Annotated in this window: 20 protein-coding genes; 14 read left to right on the top strand and 6 right to left on the bottom strand. The window is 41.3% G+C overall.

What is annotated here, in order from left to right; translation table 11 throughout:
* The first annotated feature begins 21 nt into the window (after positions 1-21).
* The 5 genes from nifJ (at position 22) to HED61_RS11685 (ending at position 7756) form a co-directional block, all read left to right on the top strand.
* On the top strand, positions 22-3717 hold the full coding sequence (gene nifJ / locus HED61_RS11705; RefSeq protein WP_195957195.1) for a pyruvate:ferredoxin (flavodoxin) oxidoreductase: 3696 nt from the start codon (positions 22-24) through the stop codon (positions 3715-3717).
* Positions 3718-3929: 212 nt separating this feature from the next.
* Positions 3930-4811: a diadenylate cyclase CdaA gene (gene cdaA / locus HED61_RS11700; protein ID WP_005471347.1), complete on the top strand. Its 882-nt coding sequence runs from the start codon at positions 3930-3932 to the stop codon at positions 4809-4811.
* Positions 4808-5899, top strand: a complete 1092-nt coding sequence (locus tag HED61_RS11695; protein ID WP_156247455.1) for a CdaR family protein — start codon at positions 4808-4810, stop codon at positions 5897-5899. Before cdaA ends, HED61_RS11695 begins: the two co-directional genes overlap by 4 nt.
* Positions 5900-5915: 16 nt before the next feature.
* Complete coding sequence (gene glmM / locus HED61_RS11690) at positions 5916-7271, top strand: phosphoglucosamine mutase (protein ID WP_003126423.1); 1356 nt, start codon at positions 5916-5918, stop codon at positions 7269-7271.
* 173 nt (positions 7272-7444) lie between these two features.
* Positions 7445-7756, top strand: a complete 312-nt coding sequence (locus tag HED61_RS11685; RefSeq protein ID WP_230322252.1) for a DUF3784 domain-containing protein — start codon at positions 7445-7447, stop codon at positions 7754-7756.
* 248 nt (positions 7757-8004) lie between these two features.
* Here HED61_RS11685 and glmS read toward each other — a convergent pair whose 3' ends face one another.
* Positions 8005-9807 (bottom strand): glutamine--fructose-6-phosphate transaminase (isomerizing), encoded by a 1803-nt coding sequence (glmS, locus tag HED61_RS11680; protein ID WP_219645032.1) that lies wholly within the window; start codon positions 9805-9807, stop codon positions 8005-8007.
* 447 nt (positions 9808-10254) lie between these two features.
* Between glmS and HED61_RS11675 the strand changes: the two genes are divergently transcribed.
* The 7 genes from HED61_RS11675 to yihA all read left to right on the top strand — a co-directional run bounded on the left by HED61_RS11675 (position 10255) and on the right by yihA (position 17093).
* Positions 10255-10545, top strand: coding sequence for a hypothetical protein (locus HED61_RS11675; protein WP_060813438.1), 291 nt, complete (start codon positions 10255-10257; stop codon positions 10543-10545).
* A 14-nt stretch (positions 10546-10559) separates the two neighbouring features.
* On the top strand, positions 10560-11585 hold the full coding sequence (gene sppA, locus HED61_RS11670) for a signal peptide peptidase SppA (RefSeq protein ID WP_195957198.1): 1026 nt from the start codon (positions 10560-10562) through the stop codon (positions 11583-11585).
* A 2-nt stretch (positions 11586-11587) separates the two neighbouring features.
* Positions 11588-12373 (top strand): RDD family protein, encoded by a 786-nt coding sequence (locus HED61_RS11665; protein WP_219645033.1) that lies wholly within the window; start codon positions 11588-11590, stop codon positions 12371-12373.
* A gap of 149 nt (positions 12374-12522) precedes the next feature.
* Positions 12523-13467, top strand: a complete 945-nt coding sequence (locus tag HED61_RS11660; protein WP_219645034.1) for a tetratricopeptide repeat protein — start codon at positions 12523-12525, stop codon at positions 13465-13467.
* Positions 13468-13608: 141 nt separating this feature from the next.
* A complete protein-coding gene (tig, locus tag HED61_RS11655; protein ID WP_219645035.1) occupies positions 13609-14892 on the top strand; it encodes a trigger factor in 1284 nt (427 codons plus the stop codon).
* A gap of 287 nt (positions 14893-15179) precedes the next feature.
* Positions 15180-16424, top strand: a complete 1245-nt coding sequence (gene clpX / locus HED61_RS11650; protein ID WP_219645036.1) for an ATP-dependent Clp protease ATP-binding subunit ClpX — start codon at positions 15180-15182, stop codon at positions 16422-16424.
* A gap of 81 nt (positions 16425-16505) precedes the next feature.
* Positions 16506-17093 carry a ribosome biogenesis GTP-binding protein YihA/YsxC gene (gene yihA / locus HED61_RS11645; protein WP_003126435.1) on the top strand — a complete coding sequence of 196 codons (588 nt, stop codon included), beginning with the start codon at positions 16506-16508 and terminating at the stop codon, positions 17091-17093.
* A gap of 114 nt (positions 17094-17207) precedes the next feature.
* On the opposite strand, the gene HED61_RS11640 is transcribed toward yihA, so the two are convergent.
* Positions 17208-17390: an SPJ_0845 family protein gene (locus tag HED61_RS11640; protein ID WP_029486767.1), complete on the bottom strand. Its 183-nt coding sequence runs from the start codon at positions 17388-17390 to the stop codon at positions 17208-17210.
* A gap of 131 nt (positions 17391-17521) precedes the next feature.
* On the opposite strand from HED61_RS11640, the gene HED61_RS11635 reads away from it, so the two are divergent.
* On the top strand, positions 17522-18853 hold the full coding sequence (locus HED61_RS11635; protein ID WP_219645037.1) for a hypothetical protein: 1332 nt from the start codon (positions 17522-17524) through the stop codon (positions 18851-18853).
* 122 nt (positions 18854-18975) lie between these two features.
* Here HED61_RS11635 and HED61_RS11630 read toward each other — a convergent pair whose 3' ends face one another.
* Genes HED61_RS11630 through HED61_RS11620 form a run of 3 tightly spaced genes read right to left on the bottom strand, consistent with a single transcriptional unit; the run spans position 18976 to position 22569 of the window.
* Positions 18976-20880 (bottom strand): PTS fructose transporter subunit IIABC, encoded by a 1905-nt coding sequence (locus HED61_RS11630; protein ID WP_103299792.1) that lies wholly within the window; start codon positions 20878-20880, stop codon positions 18976-18978.
* 22 nt (positions 20881-20902) lie between these two features.
* The gene (gene pfkB / locus HED61_RS11625; protein WP_219645038.1) at positions 20903-21817 is read right to left on the bottom strand and encodes a 1-phosphofructokinase; all 915 of its coding nucleotides are present in this window, start codon (positions 21815-21817) and stop codon (positions 20903-20905) included.
* Positions 21814-22569, bottom strand: a complete 756-nt coding sequence (locus HED61_RS11620) for a DeoR/GlpR family DNA-binding transcription regulator (protein ID WP_003126440.1) — start codon at positions 22567-22569, stop codon at positions 21814-21816. The genes pfkB and HED61_RS11620 overlap by 4 nt, the downstream gene beginning before the upstream one ends.
* Before the next feature lie 203 nt (positions 22570-22772).
* Here HED61_RS11620 and HED61_RS11615 point away from each other — a divergent pair, with 203 nt between their 5' ends.
* Complete coding sequence (locus HED61_RS11615) at positions 22773-24239, top strand: alpha-amylase (RefSeq protein WP_081132025.1); 1467 nt, start codon at positions 22773-22775, stop codon at positions 24237-24239.
* 175 nt (positions 24240-24414) lie between these two features.
* Here the strand turns inward: HED61_RS11615 and HED61_RS11610 are convergent, their stop codons facing one another.
* Positions 24415-25962 carry a ClC family H(+)/Cl(-) exchange transporter gene (locus HED61_RS11610; protein ID WP_176333551.1) on the bottom strand — a complete coding sequence of 516 codons (1548 nt, stop codon included), beginning with the start codon at positions 25960-25962 and terminating at the stop codon, positions 24415-24417.
* Positions 25963-26029: the final 67 nt, after the last annotated feature.

Here is a 26029-nt window from a genome sequence, read left to right as displayed (position 1 = left end):
AAGATAAAGGAAGTTAGAGAGATGCGCAAGAAAAAAACAATGGACGGAAATACAGCGGCAGCCTACATTTCTTATGCTTTTACAGAATTAGCCGCAATCTATCCTATTACCCCTAGTTCAACAATGGCGGAATTGGTAGATCAATGGTCCGCCAGCGGAAAGAAAAATATTTTTGGACAACCAGTGAAAGTGGTTGAAATGCAGTCAGAAGCCGGAGCAGCTGGTGTAGTACATGGTTCATTAAAGACTGGAGCTTTAACGACGACTTATACAGCTTCGCAAGGATTGCTGTTGATGATTCCAAATATGTACAAAATCGCGGGAGAACGTTTGCCTGGCGTATTTCACGTTGCCAGCCGAGCAGTCACTACGAATGCATTGAATATTTTTGGTGACCATACAGACGTGATGGCGGCTCGCCAAACAGGCTTTGCGATGTTGGCGGAAAGCAGTGTTCAAGAAGTTATGGATCTTGCACCTGTGGCTCATTTAGCGGCGATTGAAAGTGGGATTCCCTTTCTGAATTTCTTTGATGGTTTTCGAACCAGCCATGAAATCCAGAAGATTGATGTACTTGAATACAGTGAATTGGCTCAATTGATTGATCAAGAAAAATTAGCAGCTTTTCGCGAAAAGGCAATGAATCCAAACCATCCAACGGTTAGCGGAACGAATCAAAACCCCGATATTCATTTTCAACAGCGAGAAACGGTCAATGCCCATTACGATGCGTTACCGGCAACAATTCGCAAATACATGAAAGCCATTAATGATTTGCGCGGAACCAACTATGATTTGGTCGATTATTATGGCTGTGCTGATGCAGAAGAAGTAATTGTAACAATGGGTTCTTCGGCTCAGACTGTACAACAGACGGTGGATCATTTGCTCAAACAAGGAAGAAAAGTCGGGGTCTTGACAATTCATTTGTATCGACCATTTCCATTAGAAGTCTTTTTGGAAAAACTTCCATCAACGGTCAAAGCAATTGCCGTTTTAGACCGTAGCAAGGAGCCGGGAGCAAACGGTGAGTCTCTGCTTTTAGATGTCCAAAGTGCCCTTTATGATGCAGCGATCCGGCCAGCTGTCATTGGTGGTCGCTATGGATTGGGTTCAAAAGATGTAACGCCAGATCAAATCGTTGCTGTATACGAAGAACTGACGAAACCAAAAAGTGAGCAAAAAAGACGGTTTACGATTGGGATCATGGATGATGTTACCCATCTCTCGTTGAACACGGAAGCTACTTTGGACTTGACCAATCCCAATACATTTCAGGCGAAATTTTGGGGATTTGGCTCCGATGGAACCGTGGGTGCCAATAAATCAGCGATCAAAATTATTGGCGATCACACAGATAAGTATGTTCAAGGTTATTTTTATTATGATTCCAAAAAATCAGGAGGATTAACAGTCTCCCATTTGCGTTTCGGAGACACACCGATCCGCTCGACTTATTTGATCGAGCATGCTGACTTTGTCGCATGCCATACCCCTGCGTATCTGCATACATATGATTTGCTGAAGGGGCTAAAAAAAGGCGGTACCTTCCTACTAAATACCACCTGGAATGAGCAACAAATTGCAACTAGTCTTCCTAAACACATCAAGCGTTACATTGCAGAAAATGACATCCGTTTTTATACCATCAATGCCATGCAATTAGCGATGGAGACTGGGCTCGGCAGACGCATCAACACGGCAATGGAAACTGCCTTTTTCTATTTGTCTGATATTATGCCTTTCGACGAGGTTCTGCCGATTTTAAAAGCGGAGGTATTAAAGAATTACGGACATAAGTCCATGGAAATTGTCGAAAAAAACTATTTAGCGATTGATCGGACCCTTGAATTGCTTTGCGAGATTCAAGTGCCAGCTGAATGGGCCTTCATTGATGTGCCTGAACGGAAATCAACTGCAACATCCCGTTATGTTCGGGAGATCGTTGAGCCAATCAATCGACAGGAAGGCAATCAATTATCAGTGGGGACGCTCGTTCGGAATCAAATGACGGAAGGAGCGATGCCTCTAGGGACCACTGCAGTGGAAAAACGAGGGATTGCTTTAGAAGTGCCAGAATGGTTATCCGACCGTTGTACGATGTGCAATGAATGTGCATTTGTTTGTCCGCATGCAGCGATTCGACCTTTCTTAGTGGATGAAGATGAACTGACAGAGGCACCAGAAGGGTTTATTGTTCGAGAAATGCGAGGAAAAGATGGTCAGAAGTATCGTATCCAAGTTTCAATCGAAGATTGTACTGGCTGCGGGCTTTGTGTTGAAGCGTGTCCCGCAAAGGACAAAGCTTTGGTCATGCGCTCTTATGAAAGCCAAAAAGAGCAAGCAATGAATTGGGCCTTTGCTATGACACTACGTCAGAAAGAGAATCCGGCAAAACCGGGTACCGTAATGGGCACCCAATTCAATAAACCGCTTCTAGAATTTTCAGGAGCCTGTGCAGGATGTGGCGAAACTCCGTATGTCAAACTGTTGACTCAAATGTTCGGGGACCGCATGATGATCGCAAATGCCACCGGCTGCTCATCGATTTGGGGCGGCGCTGCTCCGGTGTCTCCTTATACGACCAACGACCAAGGGCAAGGACCGGCATGGTCCAATTCACTATTTGAAGACAATGCCGAATTTGGTTATGGGATGTTTCTAGCAAATCAAACACGAAGAGAAGCCTTAGCAGCAAAAATGCAGGCAGCCTTAGTCACTGTTCCGATAGATCTACAAGGAATTATGCAAGACTGGATCGATCATCGGGAAGAAAGTGCAGGAAGCCAACAGAGGGCGGCAAAATTACAGGCTGCTTTACAGCAAGAAATTCATCAACAGCCAAGTTTGCAAGCGATTCTTGACGACAGCGACTTGTTTGTTAAGCCAAGTCAATGGATGATTGGTGGCGATGGTTGGGCTTACGATATCGGATTTGGCGGAATCGATCATGTCTTGGCCTCAGGCGCGGATGTAAATATTCTGGTTTTAGATAATGAAGTCTATTCAAATACTGGCGGGCAAGTCTCTAAAGCAACCCCAACTTCAGCGATTGCTAAGTTTGCAGCTAGTGGGAAATATGTGTCGAAAAAAGATTTAGGGATGATGGCTATGACATATGGTCATGTATACGTGGCGCAAATTGCTTCCGGAGCCAATCAAATGCAGACGATCAAAGCTTTCGAAGAAGCGGAGAAATTCCCTGGACCGTCTTTGATCATTGCTTATACACCATGTATCACCCATGGATTAGCAGGTGGTATGAGACAATCCATCAAAGAAGCAAAAGAAGCGGTAGCTTCCGGTTATTGGTCTCTATACCGTTACAACCCATTAATGACTGAAAAAGGTAAGCCAGCAATGACACTAGACTATAAAAAACCTGATTTTTCGTTGATGCCAACGTTTATGAAAACACAGGTTCGTTTTTCAGCCTTAGATGCAGCTAACCCAAGTGCTGCTAGTGCATTATTCACAAAAACAGTCTTGGATGCCAAAAACCGTTTCTATAATTATGCGCGTCTTGCTGGACAAGAAGAAAAGATTCGAGCAAAATTAGAAAAAGAGCCATTGTCTGAAGCAGAACCTCAATCGGTGGAAAAACAAGGAGATTCTGTTAGAACTAAACAGCGTAGATCAGTCTCTGATCCTGAAGTCGAAGCAGCTCGCGCGGCAAGAAGAGCTGCCAGAGCGGAGCGGAGAAAAAAATCAGAATAGACAAGTGTCACAGCTCTAGCCAGTATCTGGCAGAGCTGTTTTTTTTAAGCTCCATTACGTAAAGATCAACCGTGTTATCCAATAATCGAGAGTCCAGAAAAAAGTGAGATTTTTTTTGGAAAAATGAGATAAATTTGCTTTTTTTCAACGTGTTAAAAGAAGTCCTATGTTATACTATTATTTGAAGTCTTAAGAATAAAGGAAGGCTGTTTATGTCGATGAATTTCAGTGATTTTTTTAATTTTGATTATTGGAGAGAAGTTTTCTCGTTTAATATATTTTCTATTTCGTTTTTAATCAATGTTTTGGATGTTTTAGTTGTCTGGTATGTGGTCTACAAATTGATTCAGTTAGTCAGAGGGACCAAGGCGATCCAGCTATTCAAAGGGGTCGGGCTGTTTATCGTCTTACGTTTTTTAGCGGGTTTGATTGGTTTGAGAACTCTCTCATGGCTGATGGATCAAGTAATCACCTATGGGGTGATCGCTGCTATTGTCATTTTTCAACCGGAGATTCGGCGAGGTTTGGAACATTTAGGTCGGAGTTCGCTATTCAAGACCTCTAAGTCTGAAAAGCACGAAGACGAAGTGATGGTCCAATCTTTAGATAAAGCGATCCAGTATATGGCGAAACGCAAAATAGGTGCCTTGATTACAATTGAGCGAACTACCGGTTTGGAAGAGTATGTCGAAACTGGGATTGCCTTGGATGCCGATATTACCGGAGAACTATTGATCAATATTTTTATTCCCAACACACCTTTGCACGACGGAGCAGTCATTATACGAGACGGCAAAATTGCGGTTTCGAGTGCGTATCTGCCCCTTTCAGAAAGCTTGTTGATTCCTAAAGAATTCGGGACTAGGCATCGGGCGGCAGTGGGGGTGTCAGAAGTCAGTGATGCTTTGACGATCGTTGTGTCTGAAGAAACTGGGGATGTCAGTATCACTATGAACAACCAATTGTTATCTGGGTTATCTCGAGAACAATACTTGGATATTTTGAATCGAGAGCTTGTGCCTGAAGAAAAAACAGCAAAACGTAATCTACTGCAATCTTTCCTTGACGGTGTGAACAAAGGGGGAAGAAAATGATTAAGAAAGAACGCCAACGAAATATTTTTTATGGTATACTAGCGCTGTTCTTTAGTTTGGTGTTGTTTTTTATTGCTAGTGGTTCCACACTGCAAGTCAATCTATCCGGCTCTACTAGTGGTTATGAAGAACATCTTAGCAATGTTCCCATCCAAACGACGTATGATACAGATAGCTATTTTATCCAAGGGTATGAAACCACCGTGAATGTCACCTTGAAAAGTCGAAATCGTATCCAGTTGAATGCAGAAAAAAATGATGAGACACGAAACTTTCGCGTGATGGCGGATCTCTCTGAATTAGGGGAAGGAACGCATGAAGTTCCTTTAGAAGTTCAGAATTTGAGTTCGGGTGTAACAGCTGAAATCGAGCCGAAGACCATCACAGTGACTATTGAAAAGAAAGTAACAAAAACATTTACTGTTGAACCAGTCATATCGGGCGCAGATTTAAAAGAAGGGTATTCTATCGCTTCTCTAGAGGCAGATCCTCAGAAAGTAGCGATCACAACGGGTGATCGCACCTTAAATGATATCGATCGTGTGGTGGCTGTCATTGATCCTAATGAGATCGGAACGTCCTCTTCAACAGTCAAAGGAACGATACAAGCGTGGGATACCGCTAAAAATGCATTAGCAATTTTGCCAGATCCCGAAACTGTTAACGTAACGGTAACATTAGAAGCCCCGACAAAACAAGTGGAATTATTCGTCACCCAGCAAGGAACAGTTCCTAACGGCATCTCCCATTTTATCTACAGAATGAGTGCAATCAGCGGAACGATTTCTGGTAGCCAGTCTATTTTAGATACATTAGATCAAATTGGCGTACCAATCGATATTTCAAGAATCACCTCAACTGTTGAGCGAACTGTTGAAGTGCCAGTGCCAGATGGTGTGACGGTTGATCCTAAAGTAGTGACGATCCAAGTGACACCTGTTTTCCAATCAACGGAAACGAATGGTCAAACTGGCAACGATTCATCTGCCGAATCTCGATCAGATGAAACTAGTGAATCATCTAGTGAAGAAAACCGTGATTCAGAAAGTGAAACAACTGTTACAACTTCAGATGAGAGTAAAGAATAAGAGAGGGTAATACATTATGGGAAAATATTTTGGTACAGATGGTGTTCGTGGAGAAGCAAATAAGGAACTTACACCAGAATTAGCATTTAAACTTGGCCGCTATGGCGGATATGTATTGAGTCAACATGAAACAGACGATCGTCGACCTCGCGTCTTAGTTGGTCGAGACACACGAATCTCTGGTCAGCTATTAGAAAATGCACTGATCGCTGGTTTGCTATCTGTGGGAATCGAAGTGTTTCAACTAGGCGTCATCTCAACGCCGGGTGTGGCTTATCTGACACGGGTCCAAAAAGCTAGTGCTGGAGTAATGATCTCAGCATCACATAATCCAGCACAAGACAACGGAATTAAATTCTTCGGTAATGATGGCTTCAAATTGGTGGACGAACAAGAAGCGGAGATCGAAGCTTTATTAGATGCTGCAGAAGATACGTTACCACGGCCGTCAGCTGAAGGTTTAGGAACCGTTGATGAATTTCCAGAAGGTCTTTTGAAGTATTCCCAATTTCTCCGTCAAACGATCCCGGGTGATCTAGAGGGCATCACCGTCTGTGTAGATGCAGCCAATGGGGCGACTGCTACAAGTGTCAATCGGTTGTTTGCAGACTTAGAAACTGATTTTTATACTATGGGAACTTCGCCGAATGGTTTGAACATCAATGATGGTGTTGGTTCCACTCATCCTGAGAAATTAGCAGAGTTTGTTGTCGAAAAAGGGGCCGATGTTGGACTAGCCTTTGATGGAGACGGTGATCGGGTGATCGCTATTGATGAACAAGGTAATATTGTTGACGGCGATAAGATCATGTACATTTGTGCAAAATACTTAGCTGAACAAAAACGTTTGAAACAAGATACCATTGTTACAACTGTGATGAGCAATTTAGGTTTTCATAAAGCTGTTGAAGCCATTGGTTTGAAAGATGTGATTACTCAAGTGGGTGATCGCTACGTTGTAGAAGAAATGCGCAAAAATGACTACAACTTTGGCGGGGAACAGTCCGGACACATGATCTTCTTAGACTTCAATACGACAGGGGATGGAATGCTGTCTGGTATCCAGTTATTGAATATCATGAAGCAGACTGGGAAAAAACTTTCTGAGCTGGCAGGGGAAGTTACGATCTATCCGCAAAAATTAGTTAATATTCGTGTGACAGATAAAAATGGCGCGATGGATGTACCGGCAATCCGAAAAATCGTCGAAGAAACAGAAGCAGAAATGAATGGGGAAGGTAGAATCTTAGTACGTCCTTCTGGAACAGAGCCACTATTGCGCGTGATGGCTGAGGCACCAACAACAGAAAAAGTAGATTACTATGTCGATAAAATCGCAGCTGTCGTACGGGAAGAAATCGGTGCGGAATAAATGAGATCAAAAACCAACGAAAGTCGTTTTCGTTGGTTTTTTTATCTTGTGAAAATATAATGATAATCCAAATAATGATTTTCATGTGGTATACTCACTGTATAAAGCGCAAGAAACCGATTGGTTGAATGGATCTAAACGTTAGGCAGATGTGTAGAGAGGATGAATGTGTGATGGGAAATACAACAGGATGGTTAGTCGTGGGTTTGTTTTTTATTACAGGTATCCTATTTTTAAGCAGACATGGATGGCAATTGATTGCTGGATACAATATGGCTTCTGAAGAAAAAAAGGCACAGTATGATTTAGATCGTTTGTATGTAGCGAATGGCATCGGTATGTTGGTTCTGGGTGCTTTCATCCTGCTTTCATTACTTTTTAGTGATCACTGGTCATTAATGGGGAATATTTTATTCGTTGCAACTATTTTACTGACGATAGTAGGGATAATCATCATAAATGGCACGTGGTGTGTAAAAAAATGATACATTTCTCCTATGTTGATCAACAGAGGTGCAATGAATCTGGGATGAATGCTGTTTGCTGTTTTGTGCATTACTTAAAAGACTTTAAAAAAATTGAGGGACGAGAAAAGAAAGGATGATCAAAATAGGCAGTTCCAAGCAGTTTCAGCTTGTCTAAAAAAATTGCTTTTAATTGGTTGTACGAATAAAAGAGCTGCGACAAGACGATTGTCGCAGCTCTTTTTTCTGCCTAAAAACTTTTAAAAGTTTTATTCGACAGTCACTGATTTAGCTAAATTTCGAGGTTTATCCACGTCATACCCTCGTTGCAATGTTGCAAAGTAAGCCAACAGTTGCGTAGGAATCACGGCAACTAAACTAGTAACCAATGGATGGACCGAAGGCAAAACAATGTGATCCGTCGCTTTCGCTAGTTCTTGGCTGACGATGACTAAAGTATGAGCGCCACGAGACTCAACTTCTTTCAAATTTCCTCTCGTATGGGAGCCGGTCACTTCTTCAGTGATGATTCCGATGACTGGGGTTCCTTCTTCGATCAGTGCGATGGTTCCATGTTTCAATTCGCCAGCTGCAAATCCTTCTGCTTGAATATAAGAAATCTCTTTTAGCTTCAGTGCAGCTTCCATGGAAACATAATAGTCATTGCTTCGACCAATATAAAACGCATTGCGACTAACAGACAAATAATCTTCTGCTAATTGACTGATGACCGCTTTTTCATCAACTAATGTTTCCATAGCAGAGGCAACAATACTTAATTCATGGAAAACATCGAAGTCCTGTGCAGCAGCAATACCTTTAGCATCACCGATTGCTTTTGCTAATAAGGTTAAAACTGCGATTTGAGCAGTATAGGCCTTGGTAGAAGCTACGGCGATTTCAGGTCCGGCATGAAGTAACAATGTATGGTCAGCTTCACGAGAAAGAGTCGAGCCTGCTACATTTGTAATAGTCAGACTAGGCAAATTCAGTTGATTGATTTTTACCAAGACTTGTCGGCTGTCGGCTGTTTCTCCACTTTGTGATAGAAAAATAAAGAAAGGTTTTGCAGACAGCAAAGGCATGTTGTAGCCGAATTCACTTGATAAATGTACTTCAACAGGAATCTGTGTCAGAGATTCTAGAATCGCTTTTGCGGCCCAACCAGCGTGATTACTGGTTCCGCAAGCAACGATGTAGATGCGGTCGCTCGCAATCATTTGATCCTTTAATGCGTCATCGATCGTCACTTCTCCTGTGCCTTGATACTCTTGAACGAGACGACGCATCACAGCTGGCTGCTCGTCGATTTCTTTCAGCATATAGTAAGGATACGTTCCTTTTTCGATGTCTGTTAAATCAAGTTGTGCTTCATAAGACTCGCGATAAACAAGATTTCCTTTTAGGTCTTCGATTTCAATCGTTTCTGCCGTCACAGTTACCATTTCACCGTCTTCAATTTCAACGAAATGAGTAGTCTGATCCAACATAGCCAATGCATCACTACAAATAACGTTAAACCCATCCCCAAGCCCAATCAATAACGGACTTTTATTTTTTGCTACATAGATGGTTTCAGGGTCATTTTTATCAACTAATGCAAAGGCATAAGAACCACGAATCAATGAGAGTGCCTTTTTGAACGCTTCTTTAGTCGAAAGGTCTTTTTTCAATACTTCGATCAAGTGGACGACAATCTCTGTATCTGTCTGTCCTTCGAAGTGATGATCACTTAAATAGTTTTGATGCAATTCTTCAAAATTCTCGATTACTCCGTTATGAACCAGTACTAATTCTTGGTTAGAAGAAGTATGAGGGTGGGCATTTTTTTCTGATGGTTTACCATGAGTTGCCCAGCGAGTGTGTCCGATACCGATCGTTCCTGTTACTTCTGGTGTGACTTTGTCTTCCAAGTTTTTGATACGCCCTTGTGCTTTGACTAAGTGGCCAGAAGTACGATCAGCAACATATAAACCTGCTGAGTCATACCCACGATATTCTAAACGTTCCAAACCATTCAAAATGACTTGTTCAGCATTTGATTTTCCTACAATTCCTACGATTCCACACATAATGACAAATCCTACTTTCCACTACTTATTTACGATTCGTTATGTATTTCTACCTGCGCAGCAAGAGGTTTGTTTTCATCTCACGATGAGGTTTTGTTCTTGCTTATAGAGTGCAGTCCCTAGAGTTACCCGCCGAAAACTTCGATAAACTCTTTCCTCGTCATCTGTTGTACAGATCTGGCGCTATTCCTATTGGTCTATCTATCCTCCTTAAATTATTTTGTAGAAATACATGCATTATCATAATATTTATAAGGACGTTAGTCAAGAGAAAAAGCTAAAAAAAATAATTGGTATAGATGTTATTAGAGGCAATGTTTGTTCTGTAATGGAGATTTAAAGAAGGAGAATTGCGGATGATCCAATTCGTAAAATTGGAATTGTCGTTTTTGACTATCCTTTTTTTTTTAATTTCGATACAATGACAGAAGAAAGTGAGGGATGAAGATGTCAGAAGCTGTACAATGTATGACGTTTTCCGAGTTAAAGGAAATAGTGGAAAGATTAGAGAAACAAGAAAATGTCAATGATGATACAAAAATCATGTTAGACACTGGTTGGGACAGCCTGCAGGAAATTCTTCCGGGTGCAATCTCTGTTCAAGAAGCACAAGCGTTTCGAGTGCAAGATGAATTAACTAAAGAATATTTCGGCGGCTACGCATTGAAAGAAAAAAGCGAAAAATTCGATGCAAGTGGACTAGTTGAAGCGGTAATTGTGATTGAGAACCGCTATTAAAAAGGAGTGGAAAAATGAATAAGAGAAGATGGGTGGCTGTTGCGATTGCAATTGGATTGTTTGCGTGCTCAGGTGTTTTTGCTTTGATGGCTCCGCCAGCAAATGAAGAGTCGTCACTGGACGGATTGAATGCTCTTTTATACGGAAGCAATGAATTGGAGGAACATCAAATAGCGGCTGGAGATAGCAATAACCGTATCCTTCGCTTAACTTTGGAAGGGACGATTGCGAATACTTCAGGTGGTGGATTGTTCTCATCAGAAGGATATGATCATCAATTATTTCTGGAAGAATTACGTGCCGCGCAAGAGGACCCAACGATCAAAGGGATTCTATTTGAAGTGAATTCGCCTGGGGGCGGAGTTTACGAAAGTGCAGAGATTGCTCGTGAAATGAAAAAGATCAAAGAAATTGGAATTCCTGTCTATGTCAGTATGAAGAACACCGCAGCTAGCGGTGGTTATTATGTCTCAGCGGGTGCGGACAAAATCTTTGCCACAGATGAAACTGTGACAGGTTCTATCGGAGTTATTATGTCTGGATTGAATTATTCAGGTTTATTGGATAAATTAGGGATCGAAGATAGCACCTATAAAAGTGGTGCCTTGAAAGATATGGGTTCCTCTACAAGAGCCGCTACCGATGAGGACAAGAAAGTTCTGCAAACTTACGTGGATAATGCATACGGACGCTTTGTTTCCATTGTAGCTGAAGGACGAGGCATGTCAGAAGAAGCTGTTAGAAAAATTGCTGACGGACGGATTTATGATGGTCAACAAGCAGTGGAGAACGGGTTAGTTGACGAAATTGGGTTTCCTGAGGACGCCTTCGCTGCATTAGAAGCAGATCAAGGGTTAGAGGATGCGGAAATTTTTGAATATGGTGTCGGTTCCACAGGGTTCGCTTCTACATGGCTGGGTTCTAAGCTGGCAGAGTTTCAAGGGCTGAAGGCATCTGAGTCTAGTCGTCTTTTGCAAGTAGTGGAAAGCCTAGGTACGATGGATGCGCCGAAACCTCTTTATTATTATGGAGGTGAATAACTATGCCTGAAAAAGAAACGAAAGAGCCACGAATCGAACAACAACCTGTTGAACAGGGAGCAGAAAACGTAACTCTGGAAAATCTAGAGTCGACCTCTGGAATTTCTACAGAGCAGGCGAATCAAGAAGCACAACTAGCTGTGGATACCCCAAATCAAGAGGCCGCTGCGACGAATCATCCAGATGATTTCTATCAACAAGTATTGGGCTCGTTTAAGAGAAAAGAATTTAGCGAGGAAGAGATTGATCAGCGTCAAAAAGAATGGCAACGGTATGAGGGGATAGAAGACAAACAGAAAGAACGCAGACGAGTGAATGATTTTCCAGATTACTTTTTTGCTGGGTTTTGGATTCGGCTATTTGCTTATCTCGTAGATGTACTTTGTATCGGAGCTATTACAGGAATTACTCTGGATACGATCTATCACTTAGGTGGTTGGTCAAGTAGCGGGCATCCTTTTGGACTCTACCAGTTACTCTCGTTGGCCATCTACTTAGGCTATTTTGTTTTATTAACAAAGTTCAATCAGGGACAAACGGTAGGTAAGATGATTTTCGGTATTCGGGTCGTGTCATTTACAGAAGCTGATTTGAGTTGGAAAACAGTTCTGACAAGAGAACTGTGTATGCGCTACGTTTTGCAATTCAATCCTTTCTTTTATTGCGGTTATTTGCCAGTGATTTTTACTAAAGAAAAGCAGCATGCCGGAGATTATTTTTCTGAGACCAGTGTGGTTACTATCAATTTGATTAAAGCATTCAATAAACAGGCAAATGCCAATATATAACAAGAATAGACAATAACGTAATGAGCGGTCAGTCTCTATTTGAGGCAAACGAAGACTGACCCGTTGAAAAGCGGTCTTGCTACCAGAAGATTGCACCATACAAGCGGAAGTGCGATTGCAGATCGATTACAGATAAAGGAGAATGAGATATGGGAGACACGATCCAGTTTCCAAAACCTGAAGACCGCCTGCGTCATTCAGCAGAAAAAGCATATCAGGCAAAAGATTATCTGAAGGCTTACCATGATTACCAGGAAATTTATACTGAGCATTCTTCTTTTGAGATCAATCAGTCTCTCGTTAAGTGCTTACAGCAACTGTCTGATTTTGCAAAAGCGTTGGAAGTGGCAGATGATTTCTTGGATGAATACCTACAAGATCCAAATGGTTTTGTTCAAATTGGTCATTTGTTGATTCTTGATGGTCAATACTTGCAAGCGAGAAAATGGATAAGACTCGCAGAGGAATTTCCGGTGATCTCTGAAGCGGTAAGCGAAAATTTAGTGAAAGAATTGGATAAAGTAGAAGAAGTTCAACAAATACTTGGTTTGGAAGATTTTTTAGGAAAAAAACAGTCATTGCTTGCAATGGACAGCAGCAACCAACCAGTTAGCGGGCACACATGGCACGTTTTTTCCCAAGGACTCACAAAGGATCAGTTTGTATCGTTGATGACGGAGCTGCTTCCTCAGTTAACGAATCCTTTTTTGTTACCAAAACTAGTAGAAGAGCTTGTCCGTTTAGGAAGTTCACAGCAGTTTGAATTGATAGACTACATGGGGGATCAACGGCAGATCATTCCCAATCAGTTATCTTTATTGAGGGAAGTGCCAGTTTTCAGCCAAATGCGACAAGCTGTGAATGAACGAATCGGGCAAGAAAATCCAACCTTAGCAGAAGGCATTTTAGAAGAGTTGAATGATCATTTTGCTTTAAGCTATCCGTTCTTGCCAGAAACCCAAGAGATTGATCGCTGGGTACAAAGCTATATCGCTGAGTATCAAGATCTTTTTGCAAAAAGCGAACCACAAGCGATCGACGAGGAGATCCAACGTAAGAAAACAAGATTACGAAAGATTTTGGGTTCTTTCTAATTCTGAAAGCAGATCACTCAAGAAAAAAACGAGAAGTTTCTAGGTAAAATGTTTACAATTAAAGAACGTTAGTGTACTATTTAAAGGTATGCATGAAACTATTTCATATGTAAAATATAATTGTTATTCGGAGGGAAATAAATGACTGCAAAATGGGAAAAAACAGGCACCAATGATGGTGTATTGACATTTTCGATCGAGCAAGCTGAAATCCAAAAAGGCTTGACGACTGCATTTAATAAAGTGAAAGGCAACTTAAACGTACCTGGCTTCCGTAAAGGAAAAGTATCCCGCCAAGTGTTTAACCGTATGTACGGAGAAGAAGCATTGTATGAAGATGCATTGAATGCTGTCTTGCCAGAAGCTTATGAAGCAGCAGTTAAAGAAGCTGGTATTGATCCAGTATCACAACCAAAAATCGATGTTGACAGCATGGAAAAAGGTCAAGACTGGGTGATCAAAGCAGAAGTGACTGTGAAACCAGAAGTTAAACTTGGTGATTACAAAGAGTTGACTGTTGAAAAACAAGATCGTGAAGTAACAGAAGAAGACGTAGATGCTCGCATCAAACGTGAACAAGAAGCACAAGCTGAGTTAGTCATCAAAGAAGACGAAGCTGCTGAAAATGGCGATACAGTCGTTATCGACTTTGAAGGTTTCTTAGGTGAAGAAACATTTGAAGGCGGCAAAGGCGAAAACTATTCATTAGAATTGGGTTCTAACTCTTTCATCCCAGGTTTTGAAGATCAATTAGTAGGAGTGAAAGCTGGCGAAAGCAAAGAAGTCAACGTCACTTTCCCTGAAGATTATCAAGCAGAAGATCTAGCAGGTAAAGATGCGGTCTTTAAAGTAACTGTTCACGAAGTCAAATCAAAAGAATTGCCTGAATTAGATGATGAATTTGCGAAAGATGTTGATGATAGCGTTGAAACACTTGCTGAACTAAAAGAAAAATACCGCAAAGAATTGACAGAAACAAAAGAAAAAGCTGCTGAAGATGCAAAAGATGAAGCAGCGATTCGCCAAGCAGTAGAAAACGCAGAAATCGTTGAATTACCACATTCAATGGTCCATGACGAAGTTCACCGCTCAATGGATGAGTTCTTGAACAACATGCAACGTCAAGGAATTTCACCAGAAATGTACTATCAATTGACTGGTTCAACGGAAGCTGACTTGCATCAACAATTTGAAGGCGAAGCAGAAACTCGTGTGAAAACTAACCTTGTGATTGAAGCAATCGCAAAAGCAGAAGGTTTGGAAGCAACTGAAGAAGACATCGAAAAAGAAATTCAAGAGCTTTCAGAAGCTTACAACATGCCTGTTGATCAAATCAAACGCGTCTTGACAGAAGATATGTTGAAACATGACATCACAATGAAGAAAGCCGTTGAAATCGTAACTGGTACGGCGAAAGAAGCTTAATTTTCATCAAAAGAGCGGCAAACGTCTTTTCCGATGTTTGCCCTTTTTGATTGATCAAAAAGCAATGGTGTGTATATTTCATACGATCGTTTTTGCTTACTTTGCCTTTTTGAGCAGGAGGATCTTGACTTATTTTGTGGACGTGGTCAATTGCTAAGAAAACGTAACGGCCATGAGAAATAGCTTTTTCTTTCAAATGAGTTATGATAAGATGATTAAAGACTGTAAAGATAGTAAAACCAATTCCACTCCTTTACAGGTTAGAAATTTATCAAGGGGTGAACAGTATGTACGACAACACAAATGGAAATGACGCTGTTCGTTGTTCTTTTTGCGGGAAGACGCAAGAGGAAGTAAAGAAGATCGTTGCCGGTCCTGGTGTATACATATGTAATGAATGTATCGACTTGTGCAAGGAGATCATTGACGAAGAGTTCTACGAAGAAGCCATTCGTGAATTTACCGAGGTACCTAAACCACAAGAATTGCTGCATATATTAAATGATTACGTCATCGGACAAGATCGTGCGAAAAAGACACTTGCTGTAGCGGTTTACAATCATTACAAACGAGTGAACGTTGAGCCGACCGCAGAAGACGTTGAGTTGCAAAAAAGCAATATTTGTCTAATTGGACCAACTGGCTCTGGGAAGACGTTCCTTGCTCAAACATTGGCCCGTTCATTGAATGTGCCATTTGCTATCGCCGATGCCACCAGCTTGACGGAAGCTGGATATGTCGGAGAAGATGTAGAAAATATTTTGCTGAAACTTCTGCAAGCAGCGGACTATAACGTTGAAATGGCAGAAAAGGGTATCATTTATATTGATGAAATCGACAAAATCGCTCGTAAAAGCGAAAATGTTTCGATTACGCGAGATGTATCGGGTGAAGGGGTGCAACAAGCGTTGCTGAAGATCTTGGAAGGGACACAAGCAAGTGTACCGCCTCAAGGTGGACGGAAGCATCCTCATCAAGAAATGATTCAAATCGATACGACGAATATTTTATTCATCGTTGGTGGTGCATTTGATGGGATTGATACCATCGTTAAAAACCGGATGGGTGAAAAAACGATCGGTTTTGGAACGAACAACAAACGGTTCTCAGAAGATGAAAGCATCATGCAACATATCATTCCTGAAGACTTGTTGAAATTCGGCTTGATCCCAGAATTTATTGGCCGTTTGCCGGTTATGGCAGCTTTAGACAAATTGACGACCGATGACTTGGTCCGTATTTTGACGGAGCCGAAAAATGCGCTAGTCAAACAATACCAAAAACTGTTAGCATTAGACGATACTGAGCTTGAGTTTGATCCAGCTGCTCTACGCGCGATTGCGGATAAAGCGATCGAACGCAATACGGGTGCTCGTGGTTTACGTTCGATTATCGAAAATATCATGATGGACGTGATGTTCAATGTTCCTTCTGATGAGTCGATTGAAAAAGTCATTATTACCGAAGATGCAGCCAAAGAAATCGGTGAACCGACAATCATTTATAATGAAGAAACAAAAAAAGCAGTTTGATTTTAGTAAGTCGGATAGTTTGATGACTATCCGACTTTCTTTCTGAAAGCATATGAGATTTTATTAGAAGGGAGCGAGCAGATGAAAGTACATGATGCAGAAATTGTGATCAGTGCTGTTTCACCGGCACAATATCCGGATACGCATTTACCGGAAATCGCGTTAGCGGGTCGTTCCAATGTTGGGAAGTCTTCCTTTATCAATACATTGATTAATCGAAAAAATTTAGCGCGAACGTCTTCGAAACCTGGTAAGACCCAAACATTGAATTTTTACTTGATTGAAAACACCTTGCATTTTGTGGATGTGCCAGGATATGGCTATGCAAAAGTTTCAAAAACGGAGCGGGCAAAGTGGGGGAAGATGATCGAGACGTATCTTGCAGAGAGACAGCAGCTGCGGGCAGTCGTCTCTCTAGTGGATCTGCGCCATGCGCCTTCTCAGGAAGATATTCAAATGTATCAGTTTTTGAAATATTATGAGATTCCAGTAATCGTGGTGGCCACGAAAGCAGACAAGATTCCTCGCGGGAAATGGAACAAGCATGAAAGTGTGATCAAAAAAGCGCTGGAATTCGATCCAGCAGACACCTTTATTCTTTTTTCTTCCATCACTAAACAGGGGAAAGAAGAAGCTTGGCAAGCGATAGAAGCGGCCATCAAGCAATAATAGATAAGAGGTAAGATGCATGGGGCAATCTCTCAGGACTAGAAAATAAACGGAGAAAGTTTGCTCCGGAACATCTCTTATCGGAAAAATTCTGTGCAAACAAAAAAACATCGATTAAGATGTTTTTTTTGTTTGTTTTTTAAGATCCGTATTTTTTTCAGTTTCTTCTTTATCTTCTTTCGCATTCAAGAAGCGTTCGATGTCGGGTTTGTTTTCTTTTTTGTCATTGTCGGGAAGAATAGCAAACTCATCGAACATTTTATCAAGAGAATCTTCACGTTGGAATTTTAATCCCATATTCCCACCTCCAAGCGCCTCTAGTTTACCATGAAAACCAAAGTTTTTCATCTCAAAAGTAAGCGAAATAGTGTTCAATCATGAATCCCTTTACTATAATAAAATAAGAAGTACATAAAGAGGTGAGAAAGATGATCAAAACGAAGAAAATCTATGCCTTTATTCAATCGGCACAACTCGCCGATGCTCTGATGCGTGAACAAATAGCCAACTGGTTCGCTTTGGTCCGTCTTTCCTTTACCCCCACCAGCTACTATTTAAATCAAAAGGAAATCCATTCCTATGATATCGCTGAAGTACGCTCATTGCTGGAGGGAAGTATTGATGAGGTCAATTTTGAACTGATTTTAACCGATGGACAAAATGAATCCAGTATACACGTTGTCCAAGAAGCCGTACTGCAACGACATCTTTTTACATTTGATGTTTTTCAGGGATCGCGAGAACTATTACTGAGTTATATAAAGACCACAATGGAACAAGGCGGTCTCTTTAGTTATATTCGAGCTTATGATGAATTCCTCAATCATAATGTCGAAAGTGTAGAGAAACGCTATAACTTTCAGAAACCAGAAGAAATCGCTGAATTACCAAAGCGAAAAAACCATGCCAAAGAAATCGTGATCGATTGCAATCAATTTGCCGGATATGATGTTTTTTATAACGGATTTTGTTTAACTTCCTGTTGGCGCATGTATTTCTCAGAGTACTATGAGCGAGTATTACCGTTAGTGATTATTAAAGATGCGCAACAAGTAGAACAAATCCAAACGATGGAGGAAGGGGTTGTCATGGTGGAGCTTTACCGTGATCCGTTTCAATGGGATCATCCTGCCAACCTTTCTTATCAACGTTTGTTTCGGGACCAAATCGGGGTGGATCAACTTACTTGGGATAACGGAGTAGGGATTTTGCGAGAACCGTTTATTGAATACGCGTTTGGCCATCAGTTGATCCAAACGATCCAATATCAAAATGATCGTTTACAGCCCACCGTCAAACGCAAAGCGACCCATTTTATCACTCGGAACTTTGATTTAGTTCGTGAGATTTACCAAGAACGTCGGGTGAGGGGATTGTTGAATGCACAGGCTTATTTCCCTTGGATCGACCAAGAAGGCATGCGGATGATGGATTACATTGTCTTAAAACCACAGTTAACGCTCGATAATGGCTTAGATGCTTATGAATTTTATATTCGCAGTCATTTAGAGATGGATTACACTACGGAACATTTTGAAGAATACACCGTCTGTTTGCAGTTCTATTTGCCGCAAGAGGCGATGACAGATATACCTATTGACGAATTGAAAGATCGTATGTCAGATGTTCGCTTTGGTTTTTTGCATCGCAGCAAAAAATATACCTGGGTCAATCTAAAAAAAGAAACCCATCGCTTGCGGGTCTATTTTATGAATATGGAACGCTTAGCTGAACACCAATCCATTTCCGGAAATAAATAGAGCCATATAAAATAGCAAAGACAAGAAAGTTGAATGATTCTCGCAAAAAAATCTCCAGTGTGTTTCAAACACACTGGAGATTTTTTTGCATAGGAGACGCTAGTTGTTTCACACAACACGTATTAAGCGGTAGTTACTTCTTTTTTTAACAAACCGAAGATGATTCCTGAAACAATCGCACCAATTAATATGAACAATAGGAATAATAATGGTTTTGATAGCAAAAGGACCACAAAGATCCCGCCGTGAGGAGCCATCAATTGAATATTGAATGCACCGACTAGGGCACCAGTTAAAGCAGAACCAATCACGAAACTTGGAATGGCCCGAAGAGGATCAGCTGCTGCAAAAGGAATCGCACCTTCAGTAACAAAAGATAAGCCCATCACGATATTCGTCAAACCTGCTTCTTTTTGATCTTTAGTAAATTTATTTTTGAATAAAACTGTTGCGATAAAGATCGCCAATGGCGGCACCATTCCACCAGCCATGACTGAGGCCATTACGACACTACCACCTTCGGCAACCGTTGTGGCAAGTGTTGCTGTACCGAACACATAGGCAGCTTTGTTGATTGGACCACCTAGATCGGCTGCCATCATAGCTGCTAACAGAGCACCTAGTAAAGCGGCATTTGTTCCACTCAATCCTGTTAAGAAGCTGTTTAAGCCGTCATTGATCGCTTTCATTGGGACATTGATCATTAGCATGAGGAACCCAGTAATCAACAAACCAAAAACAGGGTAAAAGAGAATCGTTTTGATTCCGTCTAATGACTTAGGCAAACCTTTGAAAAGATTGCGCAAGAATTTGATGACATATCCTGCTAAAAATCCACCAATCAATGCACCAAGGAATCCTGCGCCACCACTGTTTGCCAATGCGCCAGCAGCAAAACCAACGATCAAACCTGGGCGATCACTGATACTCGATGCAATAAATCCAGCCAAGACAGGTAACATGAATCCGAAAGCGGCATTACCGATTTGATTGAACCAAGCAGCTTGTTGATTATAACTACCTAATTGATTTAAAGCGTCTTGCGGTACACCCATGAATTGATCGACCATAAAGGAAATAGCGATCATGATTCCGCCTGCAATAACGAATGGCAACATATGGGAAACACCATTCATCAAATCTTTATAGATTCGTTGACCAAACGTACCATCAGCAGAAGATTCTTCTGCAACTGTTTGTCCGCTACTGTGAAAGACAGGAGCATCACCGCTTAAAGCTTCATTGATCAGTTGTTCCGTCTTACGAATCCCGTCACTAACAGGACGATTCACTAGATGTTTGCCGTTGAAACGATCCATCTCGACCTTTTTATCAGCAGCGACAATGACGCCAGCTGCTCGCGCAATGTCCTCTTCTGTTAATCGATTTTTAATGCCTTCCGAACCATTCGTTTCAACTTTGATTTCTACGCCTAGTTCTTTGGCTTTTTTCTTTAATGCATCTTCAGCCATGTAAGTATGAGCAATACCTGTTGGACAGGCTGTAACAGCAACGATATAAGGGCGATCACTCACTGACTCTGTAGTTGTGACATCTGTCTGTTCTTCTTTTTGTACTTCTGCTTCAGCAAATAGTTGTTGGACTGCATCCGCAGTTGGTGCTTTCTTTAATTTCTCAACAAATTCTGGATCAATCAACAAGCGGGAAAGAGCAGCTAAGGCTTGTAAATGGGTATCATTAGCCCCTTCAGGAGCAGCAATCATGAAGAAGAGGTAAGTAGGTTGACCATCCAGTGCCTCATAATCCACACCGGTTTTACTTTTAGCAAATAAAACAGTCGCTTCATTGACTGCTTGATTTTTCGCATGAGGCATTGCGATACCGTCGCCAAGACCGGTTGATGTTTGGGCTTCGCGAGCCAAGATCCCTTCTTTGTAGACAGCAATATCTGAAATGCGGCCAACTTCATAAAGTTTGGCAACCATTTCGTCAATCGCACCTTTTTTATCCGTTGCTTGAAGGTCCATGATCATGGCATCTTTTAAGAGTAAATCGTTGATTTTCATTATTTATCCTCCTTATGTTAAGTCAAAGTATCTTTTCAATAACAACTTCTGGCAATAATTCTTGAATAAATGCTGATGTGGCTAAATCATCTGAAAAAGCAGTGGCGCTGCCGCAAGCAACTCCCCATTTAAAGGCTTCCAGTGCATTTTTTGTTGCTGTATATTGTCCGATAAAGCCAGCAATCATTGAGTCGCCAGCTCCAACCGAGTTTTTCAGTGAACGCTTCAGAACATTCGAGCGGTAGATTTCGTTTCCAGTAAAGAAAATGGCTCCATCTCCGCCAAGGGAGACAATGACATTCTTGGCGCCATCAGCGATTAATTTTTGTCCATAAGGTAAAATATCTTCGAAGGAGTGGAATGTCGTTTGATACAATTCCGCTAATTCATGATTGTTGGGTTTGATCAGCAACGGTTGGTCGGGTAATGCTGCGAACAACTCTGGACCCGTTGTGTCAATGACGAAATCGGCTCCAGCTTCTTTGACGATGGCGATCAACTCTTGATAGTAGTCAGCCGTCAGTCCATTTGGTTTGCTACCAGAAAAAATGACGATATCTTCCTTGGTAAGAGAAGACAGTTTGTCTTTCAATTGCTGACTTTCATCCTTTGAGATTGTTGGCCCTAATCCGTTGATTTCAGTTTCTTCGCCAGATTTTAATTTAATATTGATCCTTGTATCGGCAGCAACTTGTGTGAAATCGGTCGTGATTCTTTCATTGATCAGCCAATCTTCAATGAAACGTCCAGTGAATCCGCCAATAAATCCAAGTGCAGTGGAAGGGATCTGGATCCGCTGTAAAATACGAGAAACATTGATGCCTTTGCCGCCAGGAAGTTTAAAGTCTTGCTTCATTCGATTAAGTTCGCCCAATTGTAATGCTTCGACGTGGACAATATAGTCAATTGATGGGTTGAGTGTGACAGTATAAATCATTCGGATACCTCCATAATAGTTGTTTGTGTTCGAAATTTAGCCGCATAGTTTTTCGGACAGAAGTCTGTGATAATCTCTGCGTCTTCAATGGCAGCAACTTGAGCAAAAGTAGTTTGTTGAAATTTAGAATGGTCCAGTAATACATAAGCTTTTTGACTATTTTCAATCGCGATTTTTTTGATCATTGCTTCTTCAGGATCTGGAGTCGTAAAGCCTGCGTCTACATGAGCACCATTCATTCCAATAAAACAGCGATTGAAGCGCAGTTTTCGCAATTGCTCACTGGCACCGCTCCCCAAGACAGCGTTCGTACTGATTTTGATCGTTCCTCCTAAAATCAATGTCTCGATTCCTTGATCGATCAGTAATGCCGCATGTTTGACAGAGTTGGTTACAACCTTCACATTTGAGATCGATGACAAGAAAGGGATCATTTCTAAAGTTGTGGTTCCAGCATCCAAGTAAATGACCTCATCCTTTTTGATCAATGAGACGGCATATTGGGCGATTTTTTGTTTCTCTACTTGGAACTTTTGCGTTTTTTCTTTCATATTGGGTTCAAATCCAAGGTGCTGGATCTTTTTGGCACCTCCATGGATTCGGACCAAAACTCCCTGTGCTTCAAGTTCTTGTAAATCGCGACGGATAGTGGACTCAGATGCTTGTAATTGATGGATCAATTCGCTGACTTTCACGATATCCGTTTCTTCTAAAAGGGCTAAAATCCTTTGATGACGCTCTTCTGTAAGCATTTACATCACCTCTTCAATTGTTATGATAGCACATAAAACAGTCATAATCAATCATAAATGGTTAAAAACAGTCAAAATGTAAGGGTAATACATTCTTAAACGGTCAAAAACGGTCGGCAAATCATTCAGAAAAGAATCGAAATGGGTTAATGTTTGACAAGAATGGCTATTCTTTGGCTTAATTATTTTAAGGGGGGAATTATATGAAGAATGAAGTGATATTGCAAGGCTTCGAATGGGACTTGCCTGCAGACAGTCAACATTGGAATAGATTGAAAGAAATGAGTAGTGAGCTTAAAGATTATGGATTTACAGCGGTATGGTTGCCTCCTGCATATAAAGGTACAGCGGGCGTCGAAGATGTTGGCTATGGTGTCTACGACTACTACGATCTTGGAGAATTTGATCAAAAGGGATCAATACCAACCAAGTACGGAACCAAAGATGAATATCTTGAAGCAATCAAAGCGTTGCAAGATCAGGGGTTGGAGGTTTACGCAGATATTGTATTCAATCATTTGATAGGAGCCGATGAAAAAGAAACGGCACCAGCGGTCAAATACAGTTGGGACAATCGCAACAAGCCGATAAGTGATGAAGAAGAGATCGAAGCTTGGACGAAGTTCACTTTCCCTGGAAGAAAAGGGAAATACAATGACTATGTCTGGACGTGGAAAAATTTTTCTGGCGTTGATTATGATGACCGAACCAACGATCATGCCTTGTTTAACTTTGCCCAAAAAGGGTGGGAAGATCAAGTGGATGATGAGATGGGCAACTATGATTATCTAATGGGCTGTGATTTGGATATGGAGAATCCAGAAACTATCGAACAGCTGGATAAATGGGGCAAATGGTATCAAGAGTTAACGAATGTGGATGGCTATCGCCTAGATGCTGTCAAACATATTGAGTTTAATTATTATGTTAATTGGCTTTTGAATCGCCGGGAAGAAAAAGGCAAAGATTTATTTGTGGTGGGAGAATATTGGTCGGGTGATCTGCCGAAACTAGAAGAGTATCTCGATTCTTCCGGAAATCTGATCCATCTATTCGATGTGCCACTGCATTACAATTTCTATGAAGCATCTCATTCGAATGGTGCGTACGATATGAGTCAAATCTTTGCAGGTACATTGACTGCTTCTCGAGAAGACTACGCTGTGACTTTTGTCGATAATCATGATACGCAAGTCGGTCAGAGTTTACAGTCATGGGTAGATGGCTGGTTTAAAGTGCATGCCTATGCGTTGATCTTGTTGCGAAAAGCTGGAGTACCAGTTGTTTTCTGGGGGGATCTATTCGGTATTCCTGAACAAGGTATTGAACCAGTTGGAGAAGATTTAGAAAATCTCCTGAAATTGCGTGAAAAAATCTCCTTTGGCAATCAAGTTGATTATTTCGATGACCCAAATTGTATCGGTTGGGTACTGACAGGAGACTATGAGCACGAACTGTCTGGCTTGGCCGTGGTCATGACGAATGCCCAAGGTGCTGAGAAAGAAATGACCATCAGCGCCATTCATGGTGGTGAAACTTACGTAGATATTTTGAAAAATAATGAAGCAAAAGTTGTCTTAGACGAAACAGGTAAAGGAATTTTCCCAGTCAATGACGGTCAAGTTTCCGTTTATGTGGATGAACGTTTGGTGGAAAAATACTATAGCTGATTTCAGAAGCTGATTTTAGAAAGAACCGTTTGGCAATATTATACGACAGCGATTGTATGGCAATGAAAGAAGGAGCAAAACTGCAGAACATGTGTCTGCAGCTTTGCTCCTTCGATTTTTTTCTGATCGATAAATAAAGACAGGAGGATGTTGACGGCAATTTGGCAGCCAATGTTTAAGTCAGAGGACCATCAGCTAAATAGCTGATTTTTTTCTTCACTTCCGAAACACTATTCGAATCCGTTAAGATCAAAAGTGCATCACCAACTTTCATGATCGTATCTCCGCGGGTCAAAATTTCGTTTTCGCCACGACGAATGGAAATCAGCAACATGTTTTCTGGCCAAGGAAAGTCTCGAACGGCCATCCCATCAAATGAACTTTCTGCGGTTACCGGATACTCGATCACTGTTTTCGTTCCTCGGATATTCACAGCGGGTTCTTTATGCATCTTTTCAAGGAGAGACTCATAAATAGGATGACCACCAAGACCATCGACCACGATATAAGCTACTAAACTAACTAGTCCTAACGGCATTAGGTGATTGATTGATCCAACCATCTCTGTTACTAAAATAATAGCAGTTAAAGGAGCCTTACCGATCGCTGTAAAATAACCAGCCATTGCTACGATCACGAAATTCTTGATATAAATAGGATCCAGACCGATCGACTGTGCCAAAAAGGTACCAAAGATCGCACCAATCAGCGCACCTAATGTTAAGATAGGAAGGAAAATCCCCCCAGGCAGTCCAGCTCCATATGAAATCATGGAAAAACAGTAACGCAAAATCAGCAACATGACCAAAAACAACAGGGGAGCCCCGGTTTCTCCTAAAGTCAAGATAATTTGATTCCCGCCGCCTAAATAGTCTGGTAAAAATAGACCGATTGGAATAATCAGCACAAAAGGAATCAATCCATACCAGTCAGAGGATATGGGTAGTTTTCCATACCATTTAGGCAAAGACAGCAATGTCCACTGGTAAAATCGTCCTAAGATCCCTAGTAAGATACCTAAGATGACTAAAGCACCGTAATATTTCAAAGGCAAGTCATTGATCTTTCCTTGGTAAAGGACAGGTTTCAATCCAAAAAAATTTAAAGAGACAAAGTTAGCAGTAATCACTGAAGCAAAAGATGTCAGCCATACAAGAGGTGAAAAGGAATGATGGATCTCTTCTAAAATGAACAGCAAACCGGCAATCGGTGCATTGAAAGCCGCCGACAATCCTGCACTGGCACCACTGGAAATCAATATTTTTTCTTCTGACTTTGGGGCTTTGAAGAACTGACTTAAACCTTGTCCGACAGCAGCACCTAGTTGAATCGAAGGACCTTCCCGCCCCAAAAAAAGACCCGATCCGACGGATAAAATGCCCCCGATAAACTTTTTCCAAAGGACAGAGAACCAATTATAATCAATCTCGCCACTTAACTTCCCTTCAACTTGAGGAATACCGCTGCCTTTGATTTGAGGTTCTGATTTTACTAAAAGGATCACAATAATTGCAGTGATGATAGAGAGAATTACCCACAGTATGATCTGATCTGGATGATCAGCAAGGTATCGATAGACAGCAGCAACTTTTTCGCCTATCCATTCAATCGCAAGGCGAAACAAACTAACCACGATCCCCACAAATGCTCCTACCAAGATTCCTTTGCCTATAAAGGCCAGGCGGGTTGTATCTAAATAATGGATTTCATGTTTCTTCATCAAACTCCTCACTTTCCTTATTTAATTTAGCCCTTTTTTGAATAGATAACAAGGAATTTTTTTGAAGGAC

This window comes from Enterococcus gallinarum (assembly GCF_021496385.1).
GTDB lineage: Bacteria > Bacillota > Bacilli > Lactobacillales > Enterococcaceae > Enterococcus_D > Enterococcus_D gallinarum.
The sequence above is the reverse complement of the archived record's forward strand: the minus strand, read 5'-3'. Positions and strand labels throughout refer to the sequence as shown.

What these genes read in the sequence shown, in the direction of transcription:
- yihA (WP_003126435.1), top strand. Translation starts at nt 16,506, where the DNA reads ATGAAAGTACATGATGCAGAAATTGTGATCAGTGCTGTTTCACCGGCA.
- HED61_RS11695 (WP_156247455.1), top strand. Translation starts at nt 4,808, where the DNA reads ATGATTAAGAAAGAACGCCAACGAAATATTTTTTATGGTATACTAGCG.
- HED61_RS11685 (WP_230322252.1), top strand. Translation starts at nt 7,445, where the DNA reads ATGGGAAATACAACAGGATGGTTAGTCGTGGGTTTGTTTTTTATTACA.
- HED61_RS11665 (WP_219645033.1), top strand. Translation starts at nt 11,588, where the DNA reads ATGCCTGAAAAAGAAACGAAAGAGCCACGAATCGAACAACAACCTGTT.
- HED61_RS11630 (WP_103299792.1), bottom strand. Translation starts at nt 20,880, where the DNA reads ATGAAAATCAACGATTTACTCTTAAAAGATGCCATGATCATGGACCTT.
- HED61_RS11615 (WP_081132025.1), top strand. Translation starts at nt 22,773, where the DNA reads ATGAAGAATGAAGTGATATTGCAAGGCTTCGAATGGGACTTGCCTGCA.
- sppA (WP_195957198.1), top strand. Translation starts at nt 10,560, where the DNA reads ATGAATAAGAGAAGATGGGTGGCTGTTGCGATTGCAATTGGATTGTTT.
- nifJ (WP_195957195.1), top strand. Translation starts at nt 22, where the DNA reads ATGCGCAAGAAAAAAACAATGGACGGAAATACAGCGGCAGCCTACATT.
- HED61_RS11635 (WP_219645037.1), top strand. Translation starts at nt 17,522, where the DNA reads ATGATCAAAACGAAGAAAATCTATGCCTTTATTCAATCGGCACAACTC.
- HED61_RS11660 (WP_219645034.1), top strand. Translation starts at nt 12,523, where the DNA reads ATGGGAGACACGATCCAGTTTCCAAAACCTGAAGACCGCCTGCGTCAT.
- HED61_RS11640 (WP_029486767.1), bottom strand. Translation starts at nt 17,390, where the DNA reads ATGGGATTAAAATTCCAACGTGAAGATTCTCTTGATAAAATGTTCGAT.
- HED61_RS11675 (WP_060813438.1), top strand. Translation starts at nt 10,255, where the DNA reads ATGTCAGAAGCTGTACAATGTATGACGTTTTCCGAGTTAAAGGAAATA.
- clpX (WP_219645036.1), top strand. Translation starts at nt 15,180, where the DNA reads ATGTACGACAACACAAATGGAAATGACGCTGTTCGTTGTTCTTTTTGC.
- HED61_RS11620 (WP_003126440.1), bottom strand. Translation starts at nt 22,569, where the DNA reads ATGCTTACAGAAGAGCGTCATCAAAGGATTTTAGCCCTTTTAGAAGAA.
- tig (WP_219645035.1), top strand. Translation starts at nt 13,609, where the DNA reads ATGACTGCAAAATGGGAAAAAACAGGCACCAATGATGGTGTATTGACA.
- glmM (WP_003126423.1), top strand. Translation starts at nt 5,916, where the DNA reads ATGGGAAAATATTTTGGTACAGATGGTGTTCGTGGAGAAGCAAATAAG.
- glmS (WP_219645032.1), bottom strand. Translation starts at nt 9,807, where the DNA reads ATGTGTGGAATCGTAGGAATTGTAGGAAAATCAAATGCTGAACAAGTC.
- cdaA (WP_005471347.1), top strand. Translation starts at nt 3,930, where the DNA reads ATGTCGATGAATTTCAGTGATTTTTTTAATTTTGATTATTGGAGAGAA.
- pfkB (WP_219645038.1), bottom strand. Translation starts at nt 21,817, where the DNA reads ATGATTTATACTGTCACACTCAACCCATCAATTGACTATATTGTCCAC.